This window comes from Pseudonocardia sp. EC080619-01 (assembly GCF_001420995.1).
In the GTDB taxonomy this organism is placed as follows: domain Bacteria; phylum Actinomycetota; class Actinomycetes; order Mycobacteriales; family Pseudonocardiaceae; genus Pseudonocardia.
Genome location: NZ_CP012184.1, coordinates 1,031,942 through 1,054,845, shown reverse-complemented (window position 1 = coordinate 1,054,845; position 22,904 = coordinate 1,031,942). Strand labels below are relative to the sequence as shown.

Genomic DNA, 22,904 nt, shown 5'->3' with positions numbered 1-22,904 from the left:
GTGACGCCTCCGGTGCGCCTGCCGTTGTCCGTGGCGCAGCGCGGGGTCTGGTCCGCGCAGCAGCTGTTCGCGGACTCGACCGTCTACCGCGTCGGCCAGATCATCTGGTTGTCCGCACCGGTCGACCCCGACCGATTCGTCGCCGCGATCGACGCCACCGTCGCTGAGACCGAGGCGCTGCGCGTCCGGTTCGAGGAGTCCGGCGGTGTCCCGATGCAGTGGGTCGACGACACGGTGTCGGTGCCCACCGAGGTGCGCGCCGAACCACTCGACGATGCCGCGATCATCGAACGCGTCCGGGTGGACTACCGGTCGGGCGCGACCGGGGAGGCGCTGTACGCGCCGTCGTCGATGCTGGTGCGGCGCGCCGCGGGCGGCTGGGCGTGGGCGTTCACCCATCACCACCTGGTGCTCGACGCCTACGGGGTAGCGCTGTTCGTCCGGCGGGTGGCCGAGCACTACACCGCGTCGCATACCCAGGGCACTGCGCCGGAACCGTGGTTCGGTCGCCTCGCCGACGCGGTCGGCGACGGCGGCGTCCCGGACACGGACGGCGAGATCCACTGGCGCACACTGCTCGACGTCGACGTCGACCCACGCGGCGACGCGGGAGATCTCGCCGACGCGTTCTCGTTCCAGCCGCACACCGCGACGGTCCCCCTGGCCGCGGATGTCCGGGACCGGCTGGTGGCCTACGCCCGTACCGCCCGGCTGTCCTGGCCGGACACGATGGTCGCGCTGTGGGGGCTGTTCACCGCCCGCAGCCGACACTCCGACCGGATCGCGGTCCGGATGCCGTTCATGCTGCGCGGCGGTCCGGCGCTGCTGCGCACCCCGTCGATGGCGTCGCGGATCTTCCCCGTCGTCGTCGGCATCACGCCCGCGATGCCGCTGACCGACGTTCTCCGGGCGACCTCGGCGCAGATCCGGGGCGTCGAGAAGTATCAGGGGATCGAGGACTCGCAGCTGGCCCGGCTGTGGCCCGGCGGCGAGGCCGACTACTTCGCGCTGCCGGTCGCCAACGTCAAGGTCCTCGACTACGAGGTCGACTTCGCGGGTACGCCGGGGATCGAGCAGACCGTCAACCCGGGCCCGGTCGGGCGGCTCGACCTGTCGGTCTACAACGACCCGGTGCACGGTTTCCGGCTCGACCTGCGCGGCCGCGAGCCGTCCTACGCCGGGCAGCCTCTGGAGTCCTGGGCCGGGCGGTTCGCCGCGTTCCTGGACACCGCGCTCGAGCTCGGCACCGACGTCAGCCTGGCCGAGCTCGACCGGGCCCTGGCCGTCGACGCACCCGTCGCGCCGGCGACCGGTACCGCGAGCATCGAGGGCACCGAGCTCGCGCTGCCCGCGACCACCGTCGACGACCTCGTGCGGGCCGAGGCCGCCCGGTCGGCCGACCGGGTCGCCGTCGTCGGGGACACCGACGGGACGCGCTGGACCTTCGCCGATCTCGACGCCCGGGTGAATGCGCTGGCCGCGCTGCTCGTCGAGCGCGGGGTGCGGGCCGGGGACCGGGTGGGGGTCCTGCTGCCGCGGTGCCCCGACCTGGTCGTGGCGCTCGCCGCCGTGCTGCGCGCCGGTGCCGGCTACCTACCCGTCGACCCGGCGCTGCCCGCCGGACGGATCGCGGCGATCGTCACCGACGGCGGGCCGCGACTGACGATCACCGACTCCGACGGTGCGGACCGTGTGGGCCCGGACGTCCTGCTGCTCGACGACGCCACGGTCGCCGCCGCGTTGCACCGCGGTCGCGCCACACCGCCGGAGCTGTCCCGGGCCCCGACTGCGGACGACCCCGTCTATGTCATCTTCACCTCCGGCACGACCGGGCGCCCCAAGGGTGTCGTGGTCCCGCACCGGGCGCTGGTCAGCCGGCTGGCCTGGGGCCGGGCCCGCTACCCGCTCGCGGACGGCGAGATCGTGCTGATGAAGACCCCGGTGTCGTTCGACGTGTCCGCGCCGGAGGTGTTCGCCCCGCTCACCGAGGGCGGGACGCTCGTCGTCGCCGCCGACGAGCGGCACGGTGACCCCGAGTACCTGCACGACGCGGTCCGCCGCCACGGCGTGAACCGGATCAACTTCGTGCCCTCGATGGGCGAGGAGTTCGTCCGGGCCGGCAGCGCAGCGCTGCCGTCGGTGACCACGACGATGGTCGCGGGCGAGGCCTTCCCGACCACCCTGTCCGCAGCGCTGAGCACGATCACCGGCGGCACCGTCCTCAACGTGTACGGGCCCACCGAGACCGGCGAGATCACCCATCACGAGGTCGATCCCACCGCGGTACCGGCCGGCGCGGTGGTGCCGATCGGGATCCCGATGGCCAACACCCGCGCCCGGGTGCTCGACTCGTGGCTGCGCGAGGTCGGCCCGGGAGTGCCCGGCGAGCTCTATCTCGGTGGGACGCAGCTCGCCGAGGGCTACGCCGGCCGGCCGGGGCTGACAGCGGAGCGGTTCGTCGCCGACCCCGGGTCAGCGGTGGGGGAGCGCCTCTACCGAACCGGCGACCTGGTCTCGCACGACCGGTTCGGCGTGCTGCACTACCTCGGCCGGGCCGACGATCAGATCAAGATCCGCGGGCACCGGGTCGAGCCCGGTGAGGTCGTGAGCGCGCTGGAGCGCCACCCGTCGGTGACCCGGGCGATCGTGGTCGCCCACGAGCACCCGGTGGCCGGGACCCGGCTGGTCGGCTACGTGACGACGGTGGGCACGGCGGACGGCGCCGCCGGGGACCCCGACGAGCTGCGGGAGCACCTCGCCGCGCTGCTGCCGGGCCACATGGTCCCCGCCGCGATCGAGGTGCTCGAGGCGTTCCCGGTCACCCCGAACGGGAAGATCGACCGCAGGGCCCTGCCCGAGCCCACCGGCCTGACCGCGGCCACCGGCCGCGCGCCCAGCACCCGCACCGAGCTCGCGCTCGCCGCCGCGTTCCGCGAGGTGCTCGGGTTGCCCGTCGACACTGAGCTGGGCGTCGACGACGACTTCTTCGCCCTCGGCGGGCACTCGCTGCTCGCGACACGTGTGGTGGCGCGAGTGGGTGCCGCGGCCGGTGTCCGGATCAGCCTGCGTGATGTGTTCGACCGGCCCACCGTGGCCGGGCTCGCGGACCTGCTCGGCGAGCTGCCCGCCACGGCTCCGGCTGCGCCGGTGCCCGCACCGCGCCCGGACCGGATCCCGGCGTCGGCGGGGCAGCGGGCCCTCTGGCTCGTCGAGCAGCTCGGCGGACCCGGCGGGCGCTACGTCGTTCCGACCGTCGTGCGGCTGACCGGTGCGCTCGACGAGGACGCGCTGGAATCCGCGCTGCGCGACGTCGTGACCCGGCACGAACCGCTGCGCACCCTGCTGCAGGAACACGACGACCAGCTGCTGCAGGTGATCGTGGATCCGGCCGAGACGGCGGACCGGGTGAGGGTCGCTGTCGAGGATCACGTGGGGGCGTCCCGGGCGGTCGTCGAGGACCGGGTGGCCGCGGTGGTGCGGGCCCGGTTCGACCTGGGCGCGGATCTCCCGGTGCGGGCGGTGGTGCTGCGGACCGGTGCCGGTGCGGACCCGGAGTGGCGGCTGGTGCTGGCGGTGCATCACCACGCGGTGGACGAGTGGTCGTTACCGTCGTTGCTGGCGGACCTCTCGGCGGCCTACCGGGCGCGGGTCGCCGGTGCGGAGCCCGGGTGGGCGCCGCTGCCGGTGCAGTACGCCGACCACACCCTCGCCGAGCTCGCCGCACTCGGCGATCCCGACGACGAGGGCTCGGTTCTGGCCGGGCACCTGCGGTACTGGCGCGACGCGCTGGACGGCGCGCCGGACGAGTCGACGATCAGCCCGGACCGGGCCCGACCGGCAGCGCCGACGCACCGCGGACAGGACGTGCCGTTCGCCCTGGAGCCGTCGCTCGTCACGGGCCTGCACGAGACCGCCCGCGCGCGGGGACTGACCCCCTTCATGCTCGCGCAGGCCGCCGTGGCGCTCGCGGTGTCCGCACTCGGTGGCGGGGACGATGTCGTCGTCGGGTCCCCGGTCGGCGGCCGCACCGCCGACGGCGTCGCCGACGCCGTCGGCTACTTCGCCAACATCGTGCCGGTCCGGCACCGGATCGGTGCCGCCGACACCGTCGCCGACGTGCTGGCCCGGGCCCGCGAGACGGTGCTCGACGGGTTCGCCCACCAGGAGGCCCCGTTCGAGAAGATCGTCGCCGCGGCCGGCGCCGCCCGGGACACCGGCCGCAATCCCGTCTACCAGGTGATGCTCACCCATCAGCAGCTCACCGGCGAGCCGTACCCGCTCGCGCTACCCGGCGTCGGCGTCCACCCGGACTCCGCGGACATCGGTGCGGTCAAGACCGATCTCGACATCTACCTGATCGACGGCGCGGACGGGGTCGAGGGCTTCGTCTCGGCGGCGACCGATCTGTTCGACCGGGCGACGGTGGAGCGGTTCGTCGCGGTGTTCACCCGGGTGCTGGAGGTCGTCGCGACGGACCCGGGGCGGGCGGTGGCGCGGCTGGACGTGCTGCCGGCGGCGTCGTCGTCCGAGGTGGAGACCTGGTCGCTGGGCCCGGATGTCGACGCGCCGGCCGCCACGGTGGACGGGCTGCTGCGCGAGCAGGTCCGGTCCACCCCGGACGCTCCGGCGGTGCTCGATGCGACCGTGGGGATCCGGTGGACCTTCGCCGACCTGGACGCCCGCATCGACGCGATCGCCGCCCGGGTCGCGGCGCGGGGTGTCACGGTGGGGGACCGGGTCGCCGTCCTCCTGCCGCGCAGCGCCGACCAGGTCGCCGTGCTCGCCGGGCTGCTGCGCGCCGGCGCGGCCTACGTGCCCGTCGACCCGGCCCATCCGGCGGCGCACGTCGCCCGGATCCTCACCACGGCCACTCCGGCCCTGGTGGTCACCGACCGGGCCACGGCCGCCGCGCACGACCTTCCCGCGGATCGGCTGCTGCTGGTCGACGAGCCCGCCGCCGAGGCGGACCGGTGGTCGGGCCCGGCCCGGCCGGTAACCCCGCGCGACACCGCCCAGGTGATCTTCACGTCGGGCACGACCGGGGAGGCCAAGGGCGTCGGGCTCCCGCACGGCGCGGTCGCCGACCGACTCCGCTGGGGCAATGCGCTGCTGGAACTCGACGGCACCGCCGTGTGCCTGGCCAAGAGCGGCGCCGGCTTCGTCGACGCGGTGACCGAGCTGTTCGGGCCACTGACCGCGGGGGCCGCCGTCGTGGTGGTCGGCGACGGGACGGCGCGCGACGCGGGCGCACTGGCCGAGCTGATACGCGAGCACCACATCACCCATCTGCTGACCGTGCCCGGCCTCGCCGACACCCTCGCCGACTCCCGCACCGGCAGCGGACCGGGGTTCGGCTCGTTGCGGCACTGGGTGTCGTCCGGGGAGCCGCTGACGGCGGCCGGCCGGGACGCCATGCGCCGTGCCGCCCCGCACGCGGTCCTGCACAACTTCTACGGGTCCACCGAGGTCACCGGGGACGCCACCGCCGCCCGCATCGACACCGGGGATCCGGACCGGCGGGTGGCGATCGGCCGCCCGCAGCCCGGGAGCTCCGCACGTGTGCTGGACCGGTGGCTGCGACCGGTGCCCGCCGGTGTCGCCGGGGAGCTCTACGTCGGCGGCGGGCAGCTCGCCGACGGTTACCTCGCGCTGCCGGGGCTCACCGCCGAGCGGTTCGTGGCAGACCCGTTCGGCCACCCCGGCTCCCGGCTCTACCGCACCGGGGACCTGGCCCGTTGGACTGCCGGCGGCGAGCTGGAGTTCCTCGGCCGTGCCGACGACCAGGTCACGATCCGCGGACACCGGGTCGAGCCGGAACAGGTCCGCGGTGTGCTGCGGGAGCACCCGGCGGTGACCGGCGCCGTCGTCCTCGCGGCGGAACGACCCACCGGCGGGCCGCAGCTGCTCGCCTGGGTCACCGCCGGTGGTCCCGGTCCCGGTCCCGGTCCCGGCCTCGCCGTGGAGCTGCGCGAGTTCGTGGCGTCGAGGCTGCCGGAGTACATGGTGCCCGCGGCGGTGACGACGCTGGCGGAGTTCCCCCTCACCCCGAACGGCAAGATCGACCGCAGGGCGCTGCCCGCGCCGGACCTCACCGAGGGGGCGGGGGCCGGTGGGCGCAGCCCGGAGACCGCGACCGAGCGGGCGCTGGCCGAGCACTTCCGAGAGGTCCTGCGGCTCGACGGAGGCGCCGGTCCGCGTGCGGCTCTCGCGGTCGATGCGGACTTCTTCCGTCTCGGCGGGGACTCACTGCTCGCAGCCCGGCTGCTCACCCGCATCAACACCACCTTCGCGTCCGCCCTGCGGCTGCGGCACGTGTTCGGTACCCCGACGATCGCCGGACTGGCCGAGGCCGTCACCGGGGTGGCCCGGCACGACGGCTCGCCGCTGTCGCCGATCACCGAGGTGGTCCGCCCCGATCCCGTCCCGGCGTCCTACGGCCAGCAGGCGCTGTGGCTGCTCGACGAGCTCGGGATGGGACCGGCCTACCAGGTCGGGATCGTCCTGCGGATTCCCGGCGGCGCCGACCCCGCCGCCCTGCACCGCGCGGTGGCCCGGTTCACCGAGCGGCACGAGATCCTGCGCACGGCGTTCGTCGCCGGACCGGACGGCGAGCTGACCCAGCTCGTCCGGCCCCCGGACGACGCGCCGGTCCTGGCGGTCGAGACCGTCGCGGCGGACGCGGTACCGGCCCGGATCGGTGCGCTGCTGGCGCAGCGATGCGACCTGGCAGCCGACGGCGGTGCCGGGTTCACCCTGCTGCGTACCGGCGGCGACGACCTGCTCGTCGTGCACGGCCACCACATCGTCATCGACGAGGGTTCGGTCCGGCCGCTGGTCCGCGACCTCGACGTGCTCTACGACGCCGAGCTGTCCGGCACCGCGGCCGCGCTGCCGCGGCTGCTCGTGCAGTCCGCGGAGTTCGCGGTCTGGCAGCGCAGCACGCTCGGCGACCGGGACGACCCGGACTCGCGTTTCCGGGGCGAGCTGACGTTCTGGGAGAAGGCGCTCGCCGACCTGCCGGCCGAGACCCCGCTGCCGCTCGACCGGCCCCGGTCGGAGACCACCTCGCGCACCGTGCGCACCGTCCGCGACCCGCTGCCGGCCGCCGACTCGGCGGCCGTCGAGCGGCTGCTGGCCGAGCGACGGGCGACCCCGCTGCAGGGGCTGATCACAGCACTGGCGCTGGGTCTGTGGACCGAGGGCGCCGGGAACACGGTGCCGGTCGGCACCCCGGTCGAGCTGCGCGATCAGCCGGAGCTCGACGACGCCGTCGGGTACTTCGTCAACACCGTCGTCGTCCGCGCCGAGATCGACGAGACGGTCGGCTTCGGCACGCTGCTGTCCGGTGTCCGGGACCGGGTGGTCGACGCGGGCGAGCACAAGACGGCGCCGTTCGACAGCGTCGTGGAGGCCCTCGGACCGCCGCGGATCCCCGGCGTCAGCCCGCTGTTCCAGGTGATGGCCGCATTCCTGGACGACACCGCCCGCGACCCCGTGGCCGGGCGTCTGGTCCCGGACCCTGCGGCGGTGGCCGAGGCCACCGGCGACCGGCCGGCGCTGTTCGACCTGGTCTACGCGATCGTCCGGCGTCCGGACGGCGCGCTGGACCTGCAGCTCAACGCCACCCGCGAGCTGTTCACCGCCGACACCGGTGCCCGGCTGCTCGCCGGGGTGCGCCGGTTCCTCGTGCTGGGGGCCCGGTACCCGCAGCTACCGCTGCGGCACCTGGTCGAGCTGGTCCGGGCCGTCACCGACCCCGCGGACCTCGGTGCCGCACCGGACGGGCCGGGGGCGAGGATCCCGCTGCCCGGCTTCACCCCGGACGAGACGACGTCCTGGCGGGCGGCCGCCGAGTACCTGCGCCACGTCGTCCCCGGGGCCGGGATGCTCGCGCTCGAGGTACGCGACGACGGCACCGGCGAGCTGACCGGGACTCCCACCGGCCCGGACGCGGCCGCGCTGCTGGCCGGCCTCGCCGGCGAGCTCGTGGAGAGCTACCGGTCCACCGTCGCGGTGCGTCTGGAGTGGCCCGACGACACCGCACGGGGGACGCTCACGGGGGTGCGGCCGAGGCTGCGCCGGGCCGACCGTGCCCGGGTCTCCCGGGCCGATGCGCGGCGGATCCGGGCCGAGCACGGCGAGGACAGCAGGTTACTGCCGCTGTCGTCGCTGCAGAGCGGACTGCTCTACCACATGGTGCGGGCCCGCGAGACCGGCGATCACAACGCCTACGTGTCGCAGATCCTGCGCGAGATCGAGGGCGAGGTCGACCCGGCGCACCTGGAGTCCACCACCCGCCGGGTGCTGGAGCGGTACCCGAACCTGCGGGCCGCGTTCGTGACGCTGCGCGACACCGAGGTCCAGGTGATCCCGCAGCGCTCCGAGGTCCCGTTCCGGGTCGTCCGGCTCGACCCGCCGGGCGGCCCCGGGCGTGCGGAGTTCCTGGAGGCCGAGCGCCAGGAGCCGTTCGACTTCGCGACCGGGCCGCTGATCCGGTTCACCCTGCTCGAGCACGGGCCGGGGGCCTGGACGTTCGCGATGACCTTCGAGCACATCCTGATGGACGGCTGGTCGATCAACGCGCTGCTCGGCGAGATCGTCGACGCCTACGCCGATCCCGGACTGCTCGACCGGGTCCGGCCCGTGTCGTTCGAGTCCTACCTGGATTGGCTCGAGACCCGCGGCGCCGCGGCGGGCGACCGCGCGTGGGCGGGCTACCTCGCGGAGGTCACCGAGCCGACCCTGCTCTGGCCCGAGGGCGGTGACCTGGGTCTGACCCGGGTCGAGACCGGGGACCTGCACCGGGATCTGAGCCCGGCCGAGGCCGCGACCGTGTACGCGGCCGCCCGCAGGGCCGGGGTCACCGTGGGCACGCTGCTGCAGACCGCGTGGGCGGTGACCCTGGGCCGGGTCACCGGCCGCGGTGATGTCGTGTTCGGCAACACCGTCTCCGGGCGGCCACCGGAGCTGCCCGGTTCGGACCGGATGATCGGGCTGCTGTTCAACACACTGCCGATGCGGGTCCGCGCCCGCCCGGACGAGACCGTCACCCAGCTGCTGGCCCGGGTCCGGTCCGAGCAGCTCGAGGTGCTCGACCACCCGGACGTCGAGCTGACCCGGATCCAGAACGCGGCCGGGCTGGGTGCCCTGTTCGACACCCTGTTCGTCGTCCAGAACCTGCCCTTCGACCCGTTCGAGCCGGAGACGACGCCGGTCGGCGGGCTGCGGGTGACCGGCGGGACGGTGAACGACGCCACCCACTACCCGGTCACCGTGGCGGTGAACCCGTGGGAGCACGACGGCGCCGCGACCGTGCACGTCCGACTGTCCTACCGGCGCGACGCACTCGACGAGGCCGCCGCCGAGCGGCTGACCGAGCGCTACCTGCACGTACTGCGCGCGCTCGCGGCCGGTCCGGACACCGCACTGGGGCGGATCCCGGGCTACCTGCCCGGCGAGGACGCTCCGTCGCCGGCCGGTGTCACCCGGGCCGTCCCCGAGGTGACGGTCGCCGACCTGCTGCGTGCCCAGGTGGCCCGCTCACCGCAGGAGACCGCGCTGGTCGCCGGGGACCGCAGCTACACCTTCGACGGGTTCTCCGCCGAGGTGCACCGGTACGCGCGGGTGCTGCTGGCCCGCGGCGTGCGGCCCGAGCACCGGGTGGCGCTGCTGCTGCCCCGCGACGAGCGCATGGTGATCGCGATGTTCGCGGTCTTCGCGGTCGGCGCCGCCTACGTGCCGATCGATGCCGAGCACCCGGACGAACGGATCGCGACGATGTGCGACATCGCCCGGCCCACCGTGACACTGGTGACCGGCCGCGATGCGGCACGCCTGCCCGGCACCGCCGCCGGGCAGGTGCTCGACCTCGACGAACCCGTGCTGCGCGCGGAGATCGCCGACGCCGGCCAGGGCCCGGTCACCGACGCCGAGCGCGGCGGCCCGATCGACCCCGACCACCTCGCCTACATCATCTTCACCTCGGGCTCGACCGGGCTGCCCAAGGGTGTCGCGGTGGGCTACCGCGGCCTGACCAACATGTACGCCAACCATGTCGAGGAGATCTTCGACCGGGTCGTCGCGCACCAGGGCGGGCGCCGGATGAAGATCGCCCACACCACGTCGTTCTCCTTCGACGCGTCATGGGAGCAGCTGTTCTGGCTGCTCAACGGGCACGAGGTGCACGTGATCGACGAGGAGCTGCGGCGCGAGCCACAGCAGCTGCTGGCGCACTACGACGACGCCCGGATCGACGGGTTCGACGTCACGCCGTCCTACGGGCAGGTGCTGGTGGACCAGGGTCTGCTCGACCGGGACCGGCCTGCCGGTCGATCGGTCGCCGCGGACGCGCCCGGGGTGGTGTTCGTGTCGCTGGGTGGCGAGGCCGTGCCGGACACGCTGTGGCGGCAGCTGCGTGAGGCGCCGGGGGTGGAGTCCTACAACCTGTACGGCCCCACCGAGTACACGATCAACGCGCTCGGCGCGGATCTGGCCGACACGGCGACCTCCAGCGTCGGCCGGCCGATCTTCAACTCGCGGGCCTACATCCTCGACGACAACCTCCAGCCCGCGCTGCCGGGTGTACCGGGGGAGCTGTACCTCGCCGGCGCCGGGACCGCCCGCGGATACTGGGCCCAGCCCGGGCGCACCGCGGAACGGTTCGTCGCCTGCCCCTGGGAACCCGGGACCCGGATGTACCGCACCGGGGACCTGGCCCGCTGGACACCCGGCGGGACGATCGACTACCTCGGTCGCGCCGACGACCAGGTGAAGATCCGTGGTTACCGGATCGAGCCGAGCGAGGTCGCCGACACTCTGGCCGGGGACCCGCAGGTCGCCAGGGCTGCGGTGATCGCCAGGGCGGACGCCCGGGGCGCGCTGCAGCTCTACGGCTACCTGGTCCCCGCGGCGGACGGGCCCGGCACCGTGGACCTCGACGCCGTCCGGGCCCGCGCGCGCACCCTGCTCCCGGACTACATGGTCCCGGCCGGGCTCGCCGCTCTCGACGATCTGCCGCTGACCGTGAACGGCAAGATCGAGACCAAGGCGCTGCCGGTGATCGAGTCCGCGGCCGCGGAGTACGTGGCACCGGCCTCCGGGACCGAGGTGGTGGTCGCCGGTGCGGTCGCCGAGCTGCTCGGCACCCGGGAGGTGTCGGTGTCGGCGAACTTCTTCGACGTCGGCGGCAACTCTCTGCTGGCCATGCGACTGGTCGCCCGGCTCAACGAGCGACTCGGCTCGGAGCTGCTGGTGTCCGACGTCTTCGCCGCGCAGGTGCTCGGCACCCTCGCCGCGGTGGCCGACGACCGGTCCGCGCCGTCCACCTCCGAGGACGTGGCCGGCGCCGTGGCCGGCGCTGTCCTGGTCCCGCTGCGGGCCGCGGCGGCCGGCCGGCATCTGTTCTGCGCGCACGCCCGCTACGGGCACGCCTCGCTCTACTCCGCGCTGGGCAGGTACCTGCCTGACGGTGTCGGCCTGGTCGGATTGCAGGACCCGGCGCACGCCGGGCTCGGCGCCGAGTTCGGCTCGATGGCCGAGCTGGCCACGGTCTACGCCGACGCCGTCCAGCGGGTGCAGCCGCACGGCCCCTACGACCTGCTGGGCTGGTCGTTCGGCGGCCACATCGTGGTCGCCGTCGGGCGGGAGCTCGTCGGTCGCGGGGAGCGGATCGGGTCGGTCACGATCGTCGACACCACCCCGACGGGGCCGGATCACGCACCGGAGCCGGGTGACGTCCTGCCTCGCCCGGGGGTGCCGGTCGCCGAGGACGAGCAGCGGCAACGGGAGTTCCTCGACGTCAACTCCGCCGAGCTGCGCGCGCTGCTCGGGCCCGAGGTGAGCGCCGAGCTCTCCGCCGAGGCGCTCACCGCGTTCGCGGTCGCCGGCCTGCGCTGCGAGCGGCACATGGCCGAGCGGACCGTCGGCGAGCTCGACGCCCCGGCGCTGCTCGTCGCGGCGGGTGCGCCGGTCGAGGCCGACCGCGCCGCGGGCACCGGGATCGCCGCGTGGGGCGCGCACCTGCCCGGGGCCCGCACCGAGTACGTCGACGGCGAGGACCACCACTCGATCATCGACCCGGACCGCGGCCTGCCGCGCTGGGCCGACCACCTGACCGGGCTGCTCGAGGGCGGCACCGCGGGGACCACGCACGAGGAGAGGAAACGATGAGTCTCACCGCCGCCGATGTGACCGCGGACGTCGCGGAGGCGCTGTTCCTGCAACCCGCGGAGCTGGACCACCAGCTGGACCTGCGCGACCAGGGGATGGACTCCGTGCGCACGATGGAGCTGGTCGACCGGTGGCGCCGGGCGGGGGTGCCCGGGATCAGCTTCATCGCGCTGGCCGAGGACCGTCGCCTGGAGCGGTGGATCGAGGTCGTGCGCGAGCTGCAGCCCGGCGCGGCGGAACCGCCCTCGCTGCGCACCTGCATCGCGACGGTGTCGCTGGGCGGTTCGCTCACCGACAAGCTGGACGCCGTCGCCGCGGCCGGGTTCGGCGGCATCGAGCTGCTCGACGCGGACCTGCGCGACTCGTCGCTGTCCGCGTCCGAGGTGGCCGCCCGCTGTGCCGACCTGGGACTGACCATCGACGCCTACCAGCCGTTCCGGCGTGCCGAGGGGGTCAGCGCGGCCGAGTTCACCGACGTGCTGGCGCGCTTCCGTGGCGAGCTCGACGTCATGGCCGGGCTGGGCACCGGCTCCATCCTGGTCGTGTCCAACACCGACGACGACGCCGACCCGGACCGCGACCTGTCGGCCCGGCAGCTGTCCGCGCTCGCCGACGCCGCCGCCGAGCGCGGCATGTCGGTGACCTACGAGGCGCTGGCCTGGGGCACCCACGTCGGCCGTTTCGCCGACGCCTGGGACGTGGTCCGCCGCGCCGGTCACCCGGCCCTGACGGTCACCGTCGACACCTTCCACATGATCAGCCGCGGCGAGGACGCCGGGGCCCTGGACGGCGTCCCGATGGACAAGATCAGCCTGGCCCAGGTGGCCGACGCGCCGATGCTGTCGATGGATCTCAAGCAGTGGAGCCGCAACCACCGGTGCCTGCCCGGCGACGGCGAGTTCGACCTGCGCACACCGTTGCGGGCGCTGTGGGCGGCGGGCTACCGCGGCCCGCTGTCGCTGGAGATCTTCAACCCGGAGATCCGGGCGCAGCCCCCGCACGATGTCGCGGCCCGCGGTGCGCGGGCCCTCGACGCGCTGCTCGCCGAGCTGGACGGGGCCGTGCCGGGGCCGGACGCGAGCGGGGACCCGGTCCGGGCCTAGCCACGCGGCCCGGCGACGCACCCGGTGATCGGGGGTCGGGTGGGGCCGAGCGCGGTACGCGCGGCCCCACCCGGCCCCCGGTTCCAGGGTGGCTCAGATCTGCCCGACGGCCTCGCGCTTCTCGGACTGGAACACGTCCTCCTTGCGGCCGTGCGCCCAGTAGGCCGACAGCGACAGCTGGGACCGGTCGAGGCCGCGCTCGTCGGTGAGGTGTGGGCGCAGCGACTTCATGGCGGCCCGCTCGCCGTGCACGAAGACCTGTACCCGCCCGGCGGGCCAGTCGAGACCTCGGACGGCGTCGACGAGCAGGTCGGTCGTCCCGGCCTCGGCGCCGGCACGGTGCAGCCAGCGCACCTCGAGACCGTCGGGCGCGGTCAGGTCGAGTTCGTCGGCGGCGGAGTCGACCTCGAGCAGTGCGACGCCGCGTGCGTCGGCAGGCATCGCCTCCAGCGCGGACGCGATCGCGGGCAGGGCCGACTCGTCACCGGCGAGCAGGTGCCGGTCGGCCTGCGGGTCGGGGGCGTAGCCGCCGCCGATCCCGCCGAGCACCACCGGGGAGCCGGGCTCGGCCGTCGCCGCCCAGGGCCCGGCCACGCCGGTGTCGCCGTGCACGACGAAGTCGATCCAGATCCGCTGGTTCTCCAGGTCGAAGCGGCGGATCGTGTAGGTGCGGGTCGACGGCAGCGCCTCGACCGGCAGCTCCTCGCGCAGCGCGGCGAGGTCGTAGGGCGGGGTCAGGTCGCTGCCGGGGGGTGCGAACAGCATCTTCGTGTAGGCGTCGGTGTGCCCGTTGTCGGTGACGTCGGCGATGCCGGGCCCACCGGCGACGATGCGCACCATGTGCGGCGTGAGCCGGGTGCGCTCGAGCACCTCCAGCACGATCTGCGGCCGCCGCGGGCGGTTTCCGGGAGTGCTCATCGATGTCCTTCCGTGCTCACGGTGCGGGGGTCGAGCGGCACCACCGTAGGGGTGCCGGTGACGGGGTCGGGCACGACCAGGCAGCGCAGCCCGAACACCTCGTCGATCAGCTCGGCGGTGATCACCTCGTGCGGCGGGCCCGCGGTGACCACCCGGCCCTCCCGCATGACGACGAGGTGGTCGGCGTAGCGGGCCGCCTGGCCGAGGTCGTGCAGGACGGCCACGATCGTCCGGCCGCCCTCGTGCAGCGACCGGAACAGCTCCATCAGCTCGTACTGGTGGGCGATGTCGAGGAACGTCGTAGGCTCGTCCAGCAGCATGATCGGGGTGTCCTGGGCGAGCAGCATCGCCACCCACACCCGCTGCCGCTGCCCGCCGGACAGCTCGGCGACCAGCCGTCCGGACAGCTCGGTCAGCCGGGTCGCCTCCAGCGCCGACCGGACGGCCTCCTCGTCGGAGCCGCGCCACTGGTGGATCAGGTTCTGGTACGGCGCCCGCCCGCGGGCCACCAGGTCGGCGACCCGGATGCCGTCCGGGGCGAGCGAGCTCTGCGGGAGCAGCCCGATGCTGCGGGCGGCCTCCTTCGGCGGGTAGGACGCGATCTCCTTGCCGTCGAGCAGGATCTGCCCGGACGACGGCGGCAGGATCCGGGACAGCGCGCGCAGCACCGTGGACTTGCCGCAGCCGTTCGGGCCGATGATCGCGGTGAACGAGCCGTCCGGGATGTCCAGCGACAGGTCGTCGGCGACGACCCGCCCGCGGTAGCCGATCGCGGCGTCGCGGGTGACGAGCCGAGCGTGCGTCCCGTGTGACGAGGTGTTCAACGAGGGGGCTCCCGGGTCGGTCATGCGAACGTTCCGTACTGCCGCCGTGCCTCGCGGACGAGCAGCCAGATCAGGTAGCAGCCGCCGAGGCAGACGGTGATCAGCCCGACCGGGATGGCCCGGTACACCTCGGCGATCGCCAGGCTCAGCAGGTGCGCCGAGGCGAGCAGCGCCGCGCCCATCGCGGCGGAGGCCGCGGTGCTGACCCCGGGGGAGCGGGTGAGCCGCCGGGCCAGCTGCGGGGCGGCGAGCGCGACGAACCCGATCGGGCCGGCCGCCGCGGTCACCAGCGCGGTGGTCGACACGCCCACGACGAGCAGCCCGAGCCGGGCCGCGCCGACCCGGGTGCCCTGGGTGACGGCGGCGTCGTCGCCGAGCTCGAGGCGGCGCAGCGCCGGGGACAGCAGCACGGTCGCGACGACGATCACCGCGGCGATCCCCAGCGAGGGCAGCATCGGCGTCCAGGTCACGTCGGCGATCGAGCCGGCCGCCCAGAACCCGACGACCATCGCGTCGTCGATGTCGGCGCGGGTGACCAGGTAGGAGTTGACCGAGGTGAGCATCGCCGAGATCCCGATCCCGACGATGATCAGGCGGAACCCGGCGATGCCGCCGCGGTAGGCCAGCACGTACACCGCGAACGCGGTGAGCAGACCGCCGGCCAGCGCCGCGAACGCGACGTTCCAGTAGCTGCTCGCGCCGACGACCAGCAGGGTCAGCACGACCCCGGTGTAGGAGCCGGCGTCGAAGCCGATCACGTCCGGGGAGCCCAGCGGGTTGCGGGTCAGCGACTGGAAGATCGCCCCGCCGATGCCGAGCAGCGCACCGAACACCAGCGCCGCGAGCACCACCGGCAGCCGCCACTCGGTCACGATGATGCGCTGGAACTCCCGTCCGCCGCCGAGCAGTGCCTGCACGACCTCGCCGACGCCGAGCCGGAAGTCGCCCAGCCCCAGCGACACGACGGAGACCGCCACGGCGACCGCGAGTACCGCCGCGGAGACCGCCAGCAGCCGGACGCCGACGCGGCCGGAGAGCCACCGGGTACGGACCGTGCGGGTCGTGTAGCCGAAGTCCACCCGCTCGTCGGGGCGGGTCGGTGTGGTCGTCACAGGCTGCTCGCCTCCCTCCGCCGGACCAGCGCGATCAGCACCGGTGCGCCGATGACCGCCGCGACGACCCCGACCTCGATCTCGCTGGGGCGCACGAGCACCCGGCCCAGCACGTCGGCGACCAGGACGAGCACCGGCGCGGCCAGCGCCGAGTAGGCGATGATCCACCGCTGGTCCGGGCCGACGAACCAGCGCACCACGTGCGGCACCATCAGCCCGAGGAACGCGATGCCGCCGGTCAGCGCCGTCGCGCCGCCCGCCAGCAGGGTGACGACGCCGATGCCCAGCACCCGGGTGCGGCCCACCCGGGTGCCGAGCGAGGCCGCCAGGTCGTCACCGAGGGCGATCGAGTTCAGCGGCCCGGCCAGCGCCAGCGCGCCGATCAGGCCGACCAGGAGGAACGGCGCGACGAGCAGCGTGTCCTCCATCGTGGTCCGCGCCAGCGACCCCAGGCCCCAGTTGCGGAACGACCGGAACGTGTCCGGGTCGATCAGGGTGAGGAACGTGGAGAAGCCGTTGAGCACCGCGCCGAGCGCCACCCCGGCCAGGACCAGGGTGACCGGCGACGCCGTCCCGCCGCCCGCGGAGCCGATGACGAACACCACGACGGTGGTGATCGCGGCACCGAGGAAGGCGAACCACACGTACTGGGAGATGCCCGCCAGCCCGAACACCCCGGCGCCCAGGGTCACGGCGAAGCCGGCGCCCGCGTTGACGCCCAGGATCCCCGGTTCGGCGAGCGGGTTGCGGGTCAGCGCCTGGATCAGCGCCCCGGCGACGCCCAGCGCGGCGCCCACGGCGATCCCGAGCAGCGTGCGGGGCCAGCGCTCGGTCCAGACGATGATGGACGCCTGCGACCCGTCCCGGCCCCACAGCGCCGACCACACCTGGTCGTAGCCGAGCGGGTTCGCGCCGTGCGCCAGGCTCAGGATCACCGCCGCCATCAGCGCCGTGAGGATCGTGGCCAGCCCGAGTGCGCGGCGCCGGTACAGCGACGACGACCGGGCGGGGGAGTCCCCCCGCCCGGTGCGCCGTGCGGTCGCGACGCCGGCTCGCGGTGCGTCGTTCATGTCGCGCCCGTTCCGATCACGTGCACACCGTCAGGCGGTGCCCAGCGCGTTGATCCGCTCGGACAGCCGCTGGACGGTCCACGGCAGGCTGGTCACGCTGGCGCCGCGGCGCAGCACCCAGGTCATGGCGCTGTCCGGGTCGTCGATGGTGATGCCGAGGTAGCGGCCCTCGGCGACGGGGGGCAGCGACTGGAACAGCGGGGTGGCCTCGCGCGCGGTCTTCGAGGCGGGGTCGGTGTAGAACACGACGAGTACGTCGGCGTCGAGCTGGCCGATCTGCTCGTCGGCGACGCCGGCGTCGGCGGTGAAGTTCTCGGCCAGCGGATTCGGCGTGAACCCCATCCGGCGCGTCGCGGCCTCGGCGGTCCCGCCGGCGGCGGTGTAGTAGTCGATACCGCTCTGGGTGTAGTCGGTGGCGATCGTGATCGTCCGGTCCGCGTAGTCCGGGTTCTCCTGCGCGACCCGGTCGATGGCCTGCTCGGCCTCGGTGACCGCGGTGTCGGACGCGGCGCTCAGGTCCAGCGCCTCGCCGATCATCCGCTGGGTGTCCTGCCAGCTGATCTGATCACCCTTGACCTGGGTCGGGTTCTCCAGCACCGGGGCGATCGAGCTGAGCCGCTCGAAGGTGGGCTCGTCCTGGACCCAGTTGGTCGCCACGATCAGATCCGGTCGGGTCGAGGCGATCCCCTCGAAGTTGATCGGATCGCGCCGGGTGACGGTGTCGCGGAACTCGACTCCCGACAACCACTCCTGGCTCCGCCACGGCCACTCGCTCTCTTCGGCCATCGTGTAGACGGGGGTGACGCCCAGGGCCTCCAGCGCGTCCATGTTCGGCGAGAAGCCGATCACGGCGATCCGCTCGGGCCGCTGCTCGAGCACCGTCTCGCCCGCCCACGTGGTGAGCGTCAGCGGGTACTGCGTGGCTCCCTCGGCGGGCGGAAGCGCGGTGGCACCGGGGCTCGCGGCGTCACCGTCGTCGGAAGGTGTCGCGCAGCCGGCGAGCGCGAGGAGGGCTGCGAGCGCGATGGCAGGAACCACGGACCACCGGCTGCGGCGGGGCACGGTGAAGGCCATGACCGTCCTTTCGGGGAGTGGGATGAGACGCAACGGACTGCGATCAGATCCGGACTGATCGGACACTACGGGTCAGGTTAGGCAAATCTACCCTGACGGGACGCAGATCACGATGTGCCCGCGGGACGGCGCCGTACGAGGTGGCCGGAGCAGGACGGTGGCCGCGGCCGACACCGGGTGCGCGGGGCCGGCCACCGGCGAGGTTCGGCAGGTCAGCGGCTCGCTGGTGGATCTGCCCGGCGGGACCGGCGCCGGGTGTTCCCGGCACCCGGCGGTGGAGTCCCGAACCGACCTGGTGGCGGCAGGAACGCGGGCTGCGGTGATTACCGGGGCCGTCGGCCCGGCCGCACGTGTCGGGGCGTCAGACGGATGGCGTGCTCGGGTGCTCGCCGAGGACGAGCCCGGCGCGAGCGTCGAGTACGGCGACGCTGTGACGCTCGAGTGTCGCGGCGAGGAGCTCCGCGATGCCCGTGGTCAGGGCCGGGGTGAGGCTGCGGAGTGCGGTGGCGGCGCGGTCGGCGGCCGAGTCGTCGGGGAGGGCGTCATCGGGGTGGACCACGGCCGAGCCGCCGTCGACGAGGTGGGTCACGACCGCGTCGAGCAGATCACGAGCCATCCCGTCGAGGGCGGTGGTGGTGCGCCGGGCGAGGTCGAGGACGACCTCGCTCGGCACGCCTGCTCGGACGAGGTCGGCTGCGGCGGCGAGGATCTGCTGACTGGGCGCGGTGTGGGTGCCGCGGTGGTGGTGCACCAGCCCGGCGGCCACCAGGGCGTCGACGTCGGCCCCCGGGAAGAGCGCGGTCAGCGCCTCGGGTGTGGTCGGGGTGGCCGGGCGGGGCGGCCACAGGGCGCTCACGGCGGTCTCCAGGCCGAGGACGACGCCGAGGTCGCGGCCGCGTTCCCACTCGGCGAGCAGCTCGGCGATGGTGACGGTGGTGTAGCCGCGGTCCAGGAGCCTGCCGATGATCCGCAGCCTGCCCAGGTGGGTGTCGTCGTAGAGCGCCCGGCGGCCGTCGCGGCGTGGAGGGTGCAGGAGCCCACGCTCCTGGTAGGAGCGCACGTTGCGCACGGTCATCCCGGCGGCGCGGGCGAGGTCGTCGATCCGGTAATCGGTGTCGGCGCCGTGTGGTGAGGGGCGCGGTTCCGGAGCGGGGGGTGGCATCGGGGCCATCGGGTGATTGTCGCGCAGTGCGTGCAGGAGACTCGATAGAGTGAACGACGGCCGGGCGACGTTGCCATAGTTCATTGGCACAGTTGCACATGGTGTGGACTCGACGGCGAGTAGGGGCAGGCACCGTGCCGAGGCGGCACGTGGACCCGCCCGGATCAGGTGGAGGCGCTTCGGTGTGGTCCTCGCGCTGTCGTCCGGTGTCGTGCTGGCGATGCTCGTGGCTGCGGCGACGGGAGGGCTTCCCGTCGCGCTGGCCGCGGACGGCCGCCAGCATGTGAAGATCACCGCTGCGGAGCTCGGCGCCGTGGCGACCGGGGTGTTCCCGCAGTTCGTCCAGGACGCGGACGGGGACAGGCAGCCGGTGGTGGTCGTCGGGCTCGGGGACGTGCGGGTGCGCGGGCTGTGCGCCTCGGGTGCGGTCCCGACGCCGGTGGGGACCTGGGTGCTGCGGCTCGACACTCCGCCCGACGCGGAGGAGATCCGGGCGGGCGACGTGCAGTTCGCGATCGAGAGCGTCGACGGGCTCGGGGCGCTCGGTCAGCGTCTGCTGCTCAACCGGGAGCAGCAGACGCCGGAGGGGATCCCGCTGGATGTCGCGGCACCGGGGAACCTGCCGATCCTGGCGGAAGGGCTCCAGCTGGACCTGGCGGCCACCGTGCGGTGGGCGAGCGTCGCGGACCTGGGTCTGTCCGGGTTGGACCTGCGGATCGGCGACGACGTCGCGGAGTGCTTCTGATGGCGGGACGCACCCCGGTGCCCGGGATGTTCCGGCGCGCCACCCGGGGCACGGCTCTGCGCGGGCGGCCGGTGGCGGCGGTGGTGTTGCTGGCCGTCTCCGGGGCGGCAGTGCTCCTGCTCCCTTCGAGCCGGCTGACGGTGCTCGTGGCCCCCGGCGCCGGAGGACTGACCGGACTCCTGGTCGGCGTACTGCTCCTCGGCTGCGCTGTCACCCTCGTGGTGAGCCCGCGGCACACTGTGCCGTGCGGGGTGGCCGGCCTGCTGCTGGCGGTGGCGTCGCTGCTCACCCCGAGCCTCGGCGGTCTTCTGCTCGGGACGGCGTGTGGGCTCGTGGGCGGCTCGCTGGCGGTGGCCTGGGAACCTCGGGATCGCTGAGGGGCCCGGTGCATGCCCTGCGGCGGGCGGCACCGCGGACGAGTCGCAAGGTGCGCCGCCCCCGGCGTGACGAGTGCCATGAGCCCCCGGGGGGCGTGGACGGACGGTCGATCCGACCACGAGATCGAGCTCAGGGTGTGATCGGCACGTCCAGCTCCGTGGTCACGTAGAAGGTGCTGGAGGCGTGGTCGATGAAGCGTCGTTCGTCCGGCAGCACCACGGTCCGGTACCCGTCGGAGGCGAGCAGCTCGTGGATCGCCTCGACGTCGTCGAACCACTGCCGGACGACGGCGTCGACCTGCGGAGCTGCGAGGTCCCCGACCGCGGCCGGGGACTCCACGGTGTACCGGCGCACGAGCCGGCGCACCTCGTCCACGGACGCGAACAGCGGCGCATGGTGCTCGCGGTGGTGCGCGGTGAACTGCGCCGCGGTGAGCTCCGGCAGGCGCCGGAGCAGGCTGACCAGGACGATCATCAGTGTTCCTCGGTGTCGGTGGAACGGTGCAGGAGCCGGGTGAAGGCGTCGCAGAAGGCGGCCGCGGCCCGGTCGGCCGCCGGGACGTCGCCGGCCATGCCCCAGAGACCATGGGGCAGTCGCGGGTGGTCGTGCAGCACGACCTCGACGCCCGCCGTCGCGAGCGCGCGGGCGTAGGACCATCCGTCGTCGCGGAGGGGGTCGACACCGCCGACGGCGACGACCGCGGGTGCGAGACCGTCCGGCGGGGGTTCGGCCAGCAGGTCGAAGCGCGGGTCGCGCCGGGCGCCGGGACGCGGTCCCAGGTAGTGCCGGAGGTACCAGCGGAGGGTGGCGTCGTCCAGGCCGGGTGCGGCGGCGTTGTCCCGGCGGGCCGGCAGGCCGGGATCGTCGGTGAGCAGGGGCTGGACGAGCAGCTGGGCCACCGGGGCCCCGGGCGTGCCCGCCAGGGCGCGGGCGGCGCCCGCGGCGAGGTTGCCCCCGGCGCTGCTGCCCGCGACGGCGACCGGCCCCGCGTCCCGTGCGATCCGCGCGACGGACTCGACGGCGTCGTCGACGGCGGCGGGGAACGGGTGCTCGGGGGCGAGGCGGTAGTCGATCGAGACCACCGCCCACCCGGTGCGGGTGCAGAGCATGCGCGCCTGACGGTCGTGGCTGTCGAGATCACCGGTGACGAACCCGCCACCGTGGAAGAAGACGACCGTCCCGGGCGGCGCCGCGCCCCCGGGCAGGTAGCGGCGCGCGGCCGGTGCGCGGCCGGACAGCGGGAGCGTGAGCTCCTCGACCGTGCCGACGTCGTCGTCCCGGTCGGCGGGGGTCCGTGCCGACCGGGTCGATCGCGCCTGCTCGGGGGTCAGGGTGTGCAGCGGCGGCCCGTTGCGGCGCGCCAGCAACCGGGCGGCGTCCGGATCGAGGTGTCGGCTCACGCCTGCGGTTCTACGGACCGCCCCGGTGCCCGTTCACGTGCGTTTCGCTGTGCGAAACGGTGTCACGGAGACGGCGCGAGCCGATCTACGGTCCTCCGAGGACCGGCGCCGTCGCCGGGAAGGAGGATCGGATGCCGTCGCACCGTGGCGACTACACCATCGAGTCACTCGCGCGTGGGCTCCGCGTGCTCACCGCGTTCGGACCGGCACGACCGGAGATGTCGTTGCAGGACATCGCCGACCACGTCGACGTCAGCAAGGCCGGTGCGCTGCGGCTGGGCCACACCTTGTGCGAGGCGGGGTTCCTGGTCCGCGTCGGTGACGGGCGCGGCTACCGCCTCGGCCCCACGGCCATCACCGTCGGGCTCGCGACGACGGCGACGATGGCCCTGCCCGAGGTCGCCGAACCGCTGCTCGTGGAGCTGCGGGACGTCACGGGGGAGACCGCGCAGCTCGCCGTCCCGCACGGGACCGACGCGGTCATCGTCGGGCGCGTCCCCTCCCGCCAGTTCCCCCCGAACCCGGTCTACATCGGTCACCGGGTGCCGATCCACGCCGGTTCGCTGGGCCGGGCCATGCTCGCCGCCGCCCCGGCCGGGACGTGCGACGAGGTGCTCGCCCGGTCCGAGCTCCCCGCCCTGACGCCGCGCACCGCCACCACCCCCGAGGCGATCCGGAGCGACCTGGACCGGACCCGGCGCCGGGGCTGGGCGCTCAACGACCAGCAGACGACGGTCGAGCACCGGTCGCTGGCCGCCGCGATCCGCGTCCCCTCCGGAGCGCCCGTCGGCGCCGTCAACATCACCGTGTCCGCGTCGCGGGTCGGCGCCCGCGTCCTGGCCCGCACCCACGCGGCCGCCGTCGTGCACGTCGCGGCGCGGATCTCCGAACTGCTGCCGGAGGACTTCGCCGGCCGCACCGACGTCGCCTGATGCGACCCCGCCCCGCCG

General features: G+C 74.3%; 13 protein-coding genes. 5 read left to right on the top strand and 8 right to left on the bottom strand.

From position 1 onward, the window contains the following. The gene (locus tag AD017_RS04805; protein ID WP_060573137.1) at nt 1–12,168 is read left to right on the top strand and encodes a non-ribosomal peptide synthetase; all 12,168 of its coding nucleotides are present in this window, start codon (nt 1–3) and stop codon (nt 12,166–12,168) included. Continuing rightward, a complete protein-coding gene (locus AD017_RS04800; RefSeq protein ID WP_202796347.1) occupies nt 12,165–13,271 on the top strand; it encodes a TIM barrel protein in 1,107 nt (368 codons plus the stop codon). Before AD017_RS04805 ends, AD017_RS04800 begins: the two co-directional genes overlap by 4 nt. Nucleotides 13,272–13,364: 93 nt before the next feature. Here AD017_RS04800 and AD017_RS04795 read toward each other — a convergent pair whose 3' ends face one another. The 6 genes from AD017_RS04795 to AD017_RS36020 all read right to left on the bottom strand — a co-directional run bounded on the left by AD017_RS04795 (nt 13,365) and on the right by AD017_RS36020 (nt 19,440). Continuing rightward, nucleotides 13,365–14,189, bottom strand: coding sequence for a siderophore-interacting protein (locus tag AD017_RS04795; protein WP_010227765.1), 825 nt, complete (start codon nt 14,187–14,189; stop codon nt 13,365–13,367). Beyond that, a complete protein-coding gene (locus tag AD017_RS04790) occupies nt 14,186–15,037 on the bottom strand; it encodes an ABC transporter ATP-binding protein (protein WP_060573135.1) in 852 nt (283 codons plus the stop codon). The genes AD017_RS04795 and AD017_RS04790 overlap by 4 nt, the downstream gene beginning before the upstream one ends. Beyond that, the gene (locus AD017_RS04785; protein WP_010227769.1) at nt 15,034–16,125 is read right to left on the bottom strand and encodes an iron chelate uptake ABC transporter family permease subunit; all 1,092 of its coding nucleotides are present in this window, start codon (nt 16,123–16,125) and stop codon (nt 15,034–15,036) included. Before AD017_RS04785 ends, AD017_RS04790 begins: the two co-directional genes overlap by 4 nt. Next, a complete protein-coding gene (locus tag AD017_RS04780; protein WP_145984102.1) occupies nt 16,122–17,195 on the bottom strand; it encodes an iron ABC transporter permease in 1,074 nt (357 codons plus the stop codon). Before AD017_RS04780 ends, AD017_RS04785 begins: the two co-directional genes overlap by 4 nt. A gap of 30 nt (nt 17,196–17,225) precedes the next feature. Beyond that, on the bottom strand, nt 17,226–18,269 hold the full coding sequence (locus AD017_RS04775; protein WP_010227773.1) for an ABC transporter substrate-binding protein: 1,044 nt from the start codon (nt 18,267–18,269) through the stop codon (nt 17,226–17,228). Nucleotides 18,270–18,630: 361 nt separating this feature from the next. Further along, nucleotides 18,631–19,440 carry a MerR family transcriptional regulator gene (locus tag AD017_RS36020; protein ID WP_060573133.1) on the bottom strand — a complete coding sequence of 270 codons (810 nt, stop codon included), beginning with the start codon at nt 19,438–19,440 and terminating at the stop codon, nt 18,631–18,633. A gap of 175 nt (nt 19,441–19,615) precedes the next feature. Here AD017_RS36020 and AD017_RS04765 point away from each other — a divergent pair, with 175 nt between their 5' ends. Beyond that, the gene (locus AD017_RS04765) at nt 19,616–20,176 is read left to right on the top strand and encodes a DUF6230 family protein (RefSeq protein ID WP_010227776.1); all 561 of its coding nucleotides are present in this window, start codon (nt 19,616–19,618) and stop codon (nt 20,174–20,176) included. Beyond that, nucleotides 20,176–20,553, top strand: coding sequence for a DUF6114 domain-containing protein (locus tag AD017_RS04760; RefSeq protein ID WP_060573132.1), 378 nt, complete (start codon nt 20,176–20,178; stop codon nt 20,551–20,553). Before AD017_RS04765 ends, AD017_RS04760 begins: the two co-directional genes overlap by 1 nt. A gap of 130 nt (nt 20,554–20,683) precedes the next feature. Here AD017_RS04760 and AD017_RS04755 read toward each other — a convergent pair whose 3' ends face one another. Continuing rightward, nucleotides 20,684–21,028 carry an EthD domain-containing protein gene (locus AD017_RS04755; protein ID WP_060573130.1) on the bottom strand — a complete coding sequence of 115 codons (345 nt, stop codon included), beginning with the start codon at nt 21,026–21,028 and terminating at the stop codon, nt 20,684–20,686. Further along, nucleotides 21,028–21,954, bottom strand: a complete 927-nt coding sequence (locus AD017_RS04750) for an alpha/beta hydrolase (RefSeq protein WP_060573128.1) — start codon at nt 21,952–21,954, stop codon at nt 21,028–21,030. Before AD017_RS04750 ends, AD017_RS04755 begins: the two co-directional genes overlap by 1 nt. A gap of 131 nt (nt 21,955–22,085) precedes the next feature. Here AD017_RS04750 and AD017_RS04745 point away from each other — a divergent pair, with 131 nt between their 5' ends. Then, nucleotides 22,086–22,886, top strand: coding sequence for an IclR family transcriptional regulator (locus tag AD017_RS04745; RefSeq protein ID WP_010240661.1), 801 nt, complete (start codon nt 22,086–22,088; stop codon nt 22,884–22,886). Nucleotides 22,887–22,904: the final 18 nt, after the last annotated feature.

Excerpts from the sequence above, each read along its gene's own strand:
- AD017_RS04800 (WP_202796347.1), top strand. The coding sequence starts at position 12,165 with ATGAGTCTCACCGCCGCCGATGTGACCGCGGACGTCGCGGAGGCGCTG.
- AD017_RS04795 (WP_010227765.1), bottom strand. The coding sequence starts at position 14,189 with ATGAGCACTCCCGGAAACCGCCCGCGGCGGCCGCAGATCGTGCTGGAG.
- AD017_RS04790 (WP_060573135.1), bottom strand. The coding sequence starts at position 15,037 with ATGACCGACCCGGGAGCCCCCTCGTTGAACACCTCGTCACACGGGACG.
- AD017_RS04780 (WP_145984102.1), bottom strand. The coding sequence starts at position 17,195 with ATGAACGACGCACCGCGAGCCGGCGTCGCGACCGCACGGCGCACCGGG.
- AD017_RS04775 (WP_010227773.1), bottom strand. The coding sequence starts at position 18,269 with ATGGCCTTCACCGTGCCCCGCCGCAGCCGGTGGTCCGTGGTTCCTGCC.
- AD017_RS36020 (WP_060573133.1), bottom strand. The coding sequence starts at position 19,440 with ATGGCCCCGATGCCACCCCCCGCTCCGGAACCGCGCCCCTCACCACAC.
- AD017_RS04760 (WP_060573132.1), top strand. The coding sequence starts at position 20,176 with ATGGCGGGACGCACCCCGGTGCCCGGGATGTTCCGGCGCGCCACCCGG.
- AD017_RS04755 (WP_060573130.1), bottom strand. The coding sequence starts at position 21,028 with ATGATCGTCCTGGTCAGCCTGCTCCGGCGCCTGCCGGAGCTCACCGCG.
- AD017_RS04745 (WP_010240661.1), top strand. The coding sequence starts at position 22,086 with ATGCCGTCGCACCGTGGCGACTACACCATCGAGTCACTCGCGCGTGGG.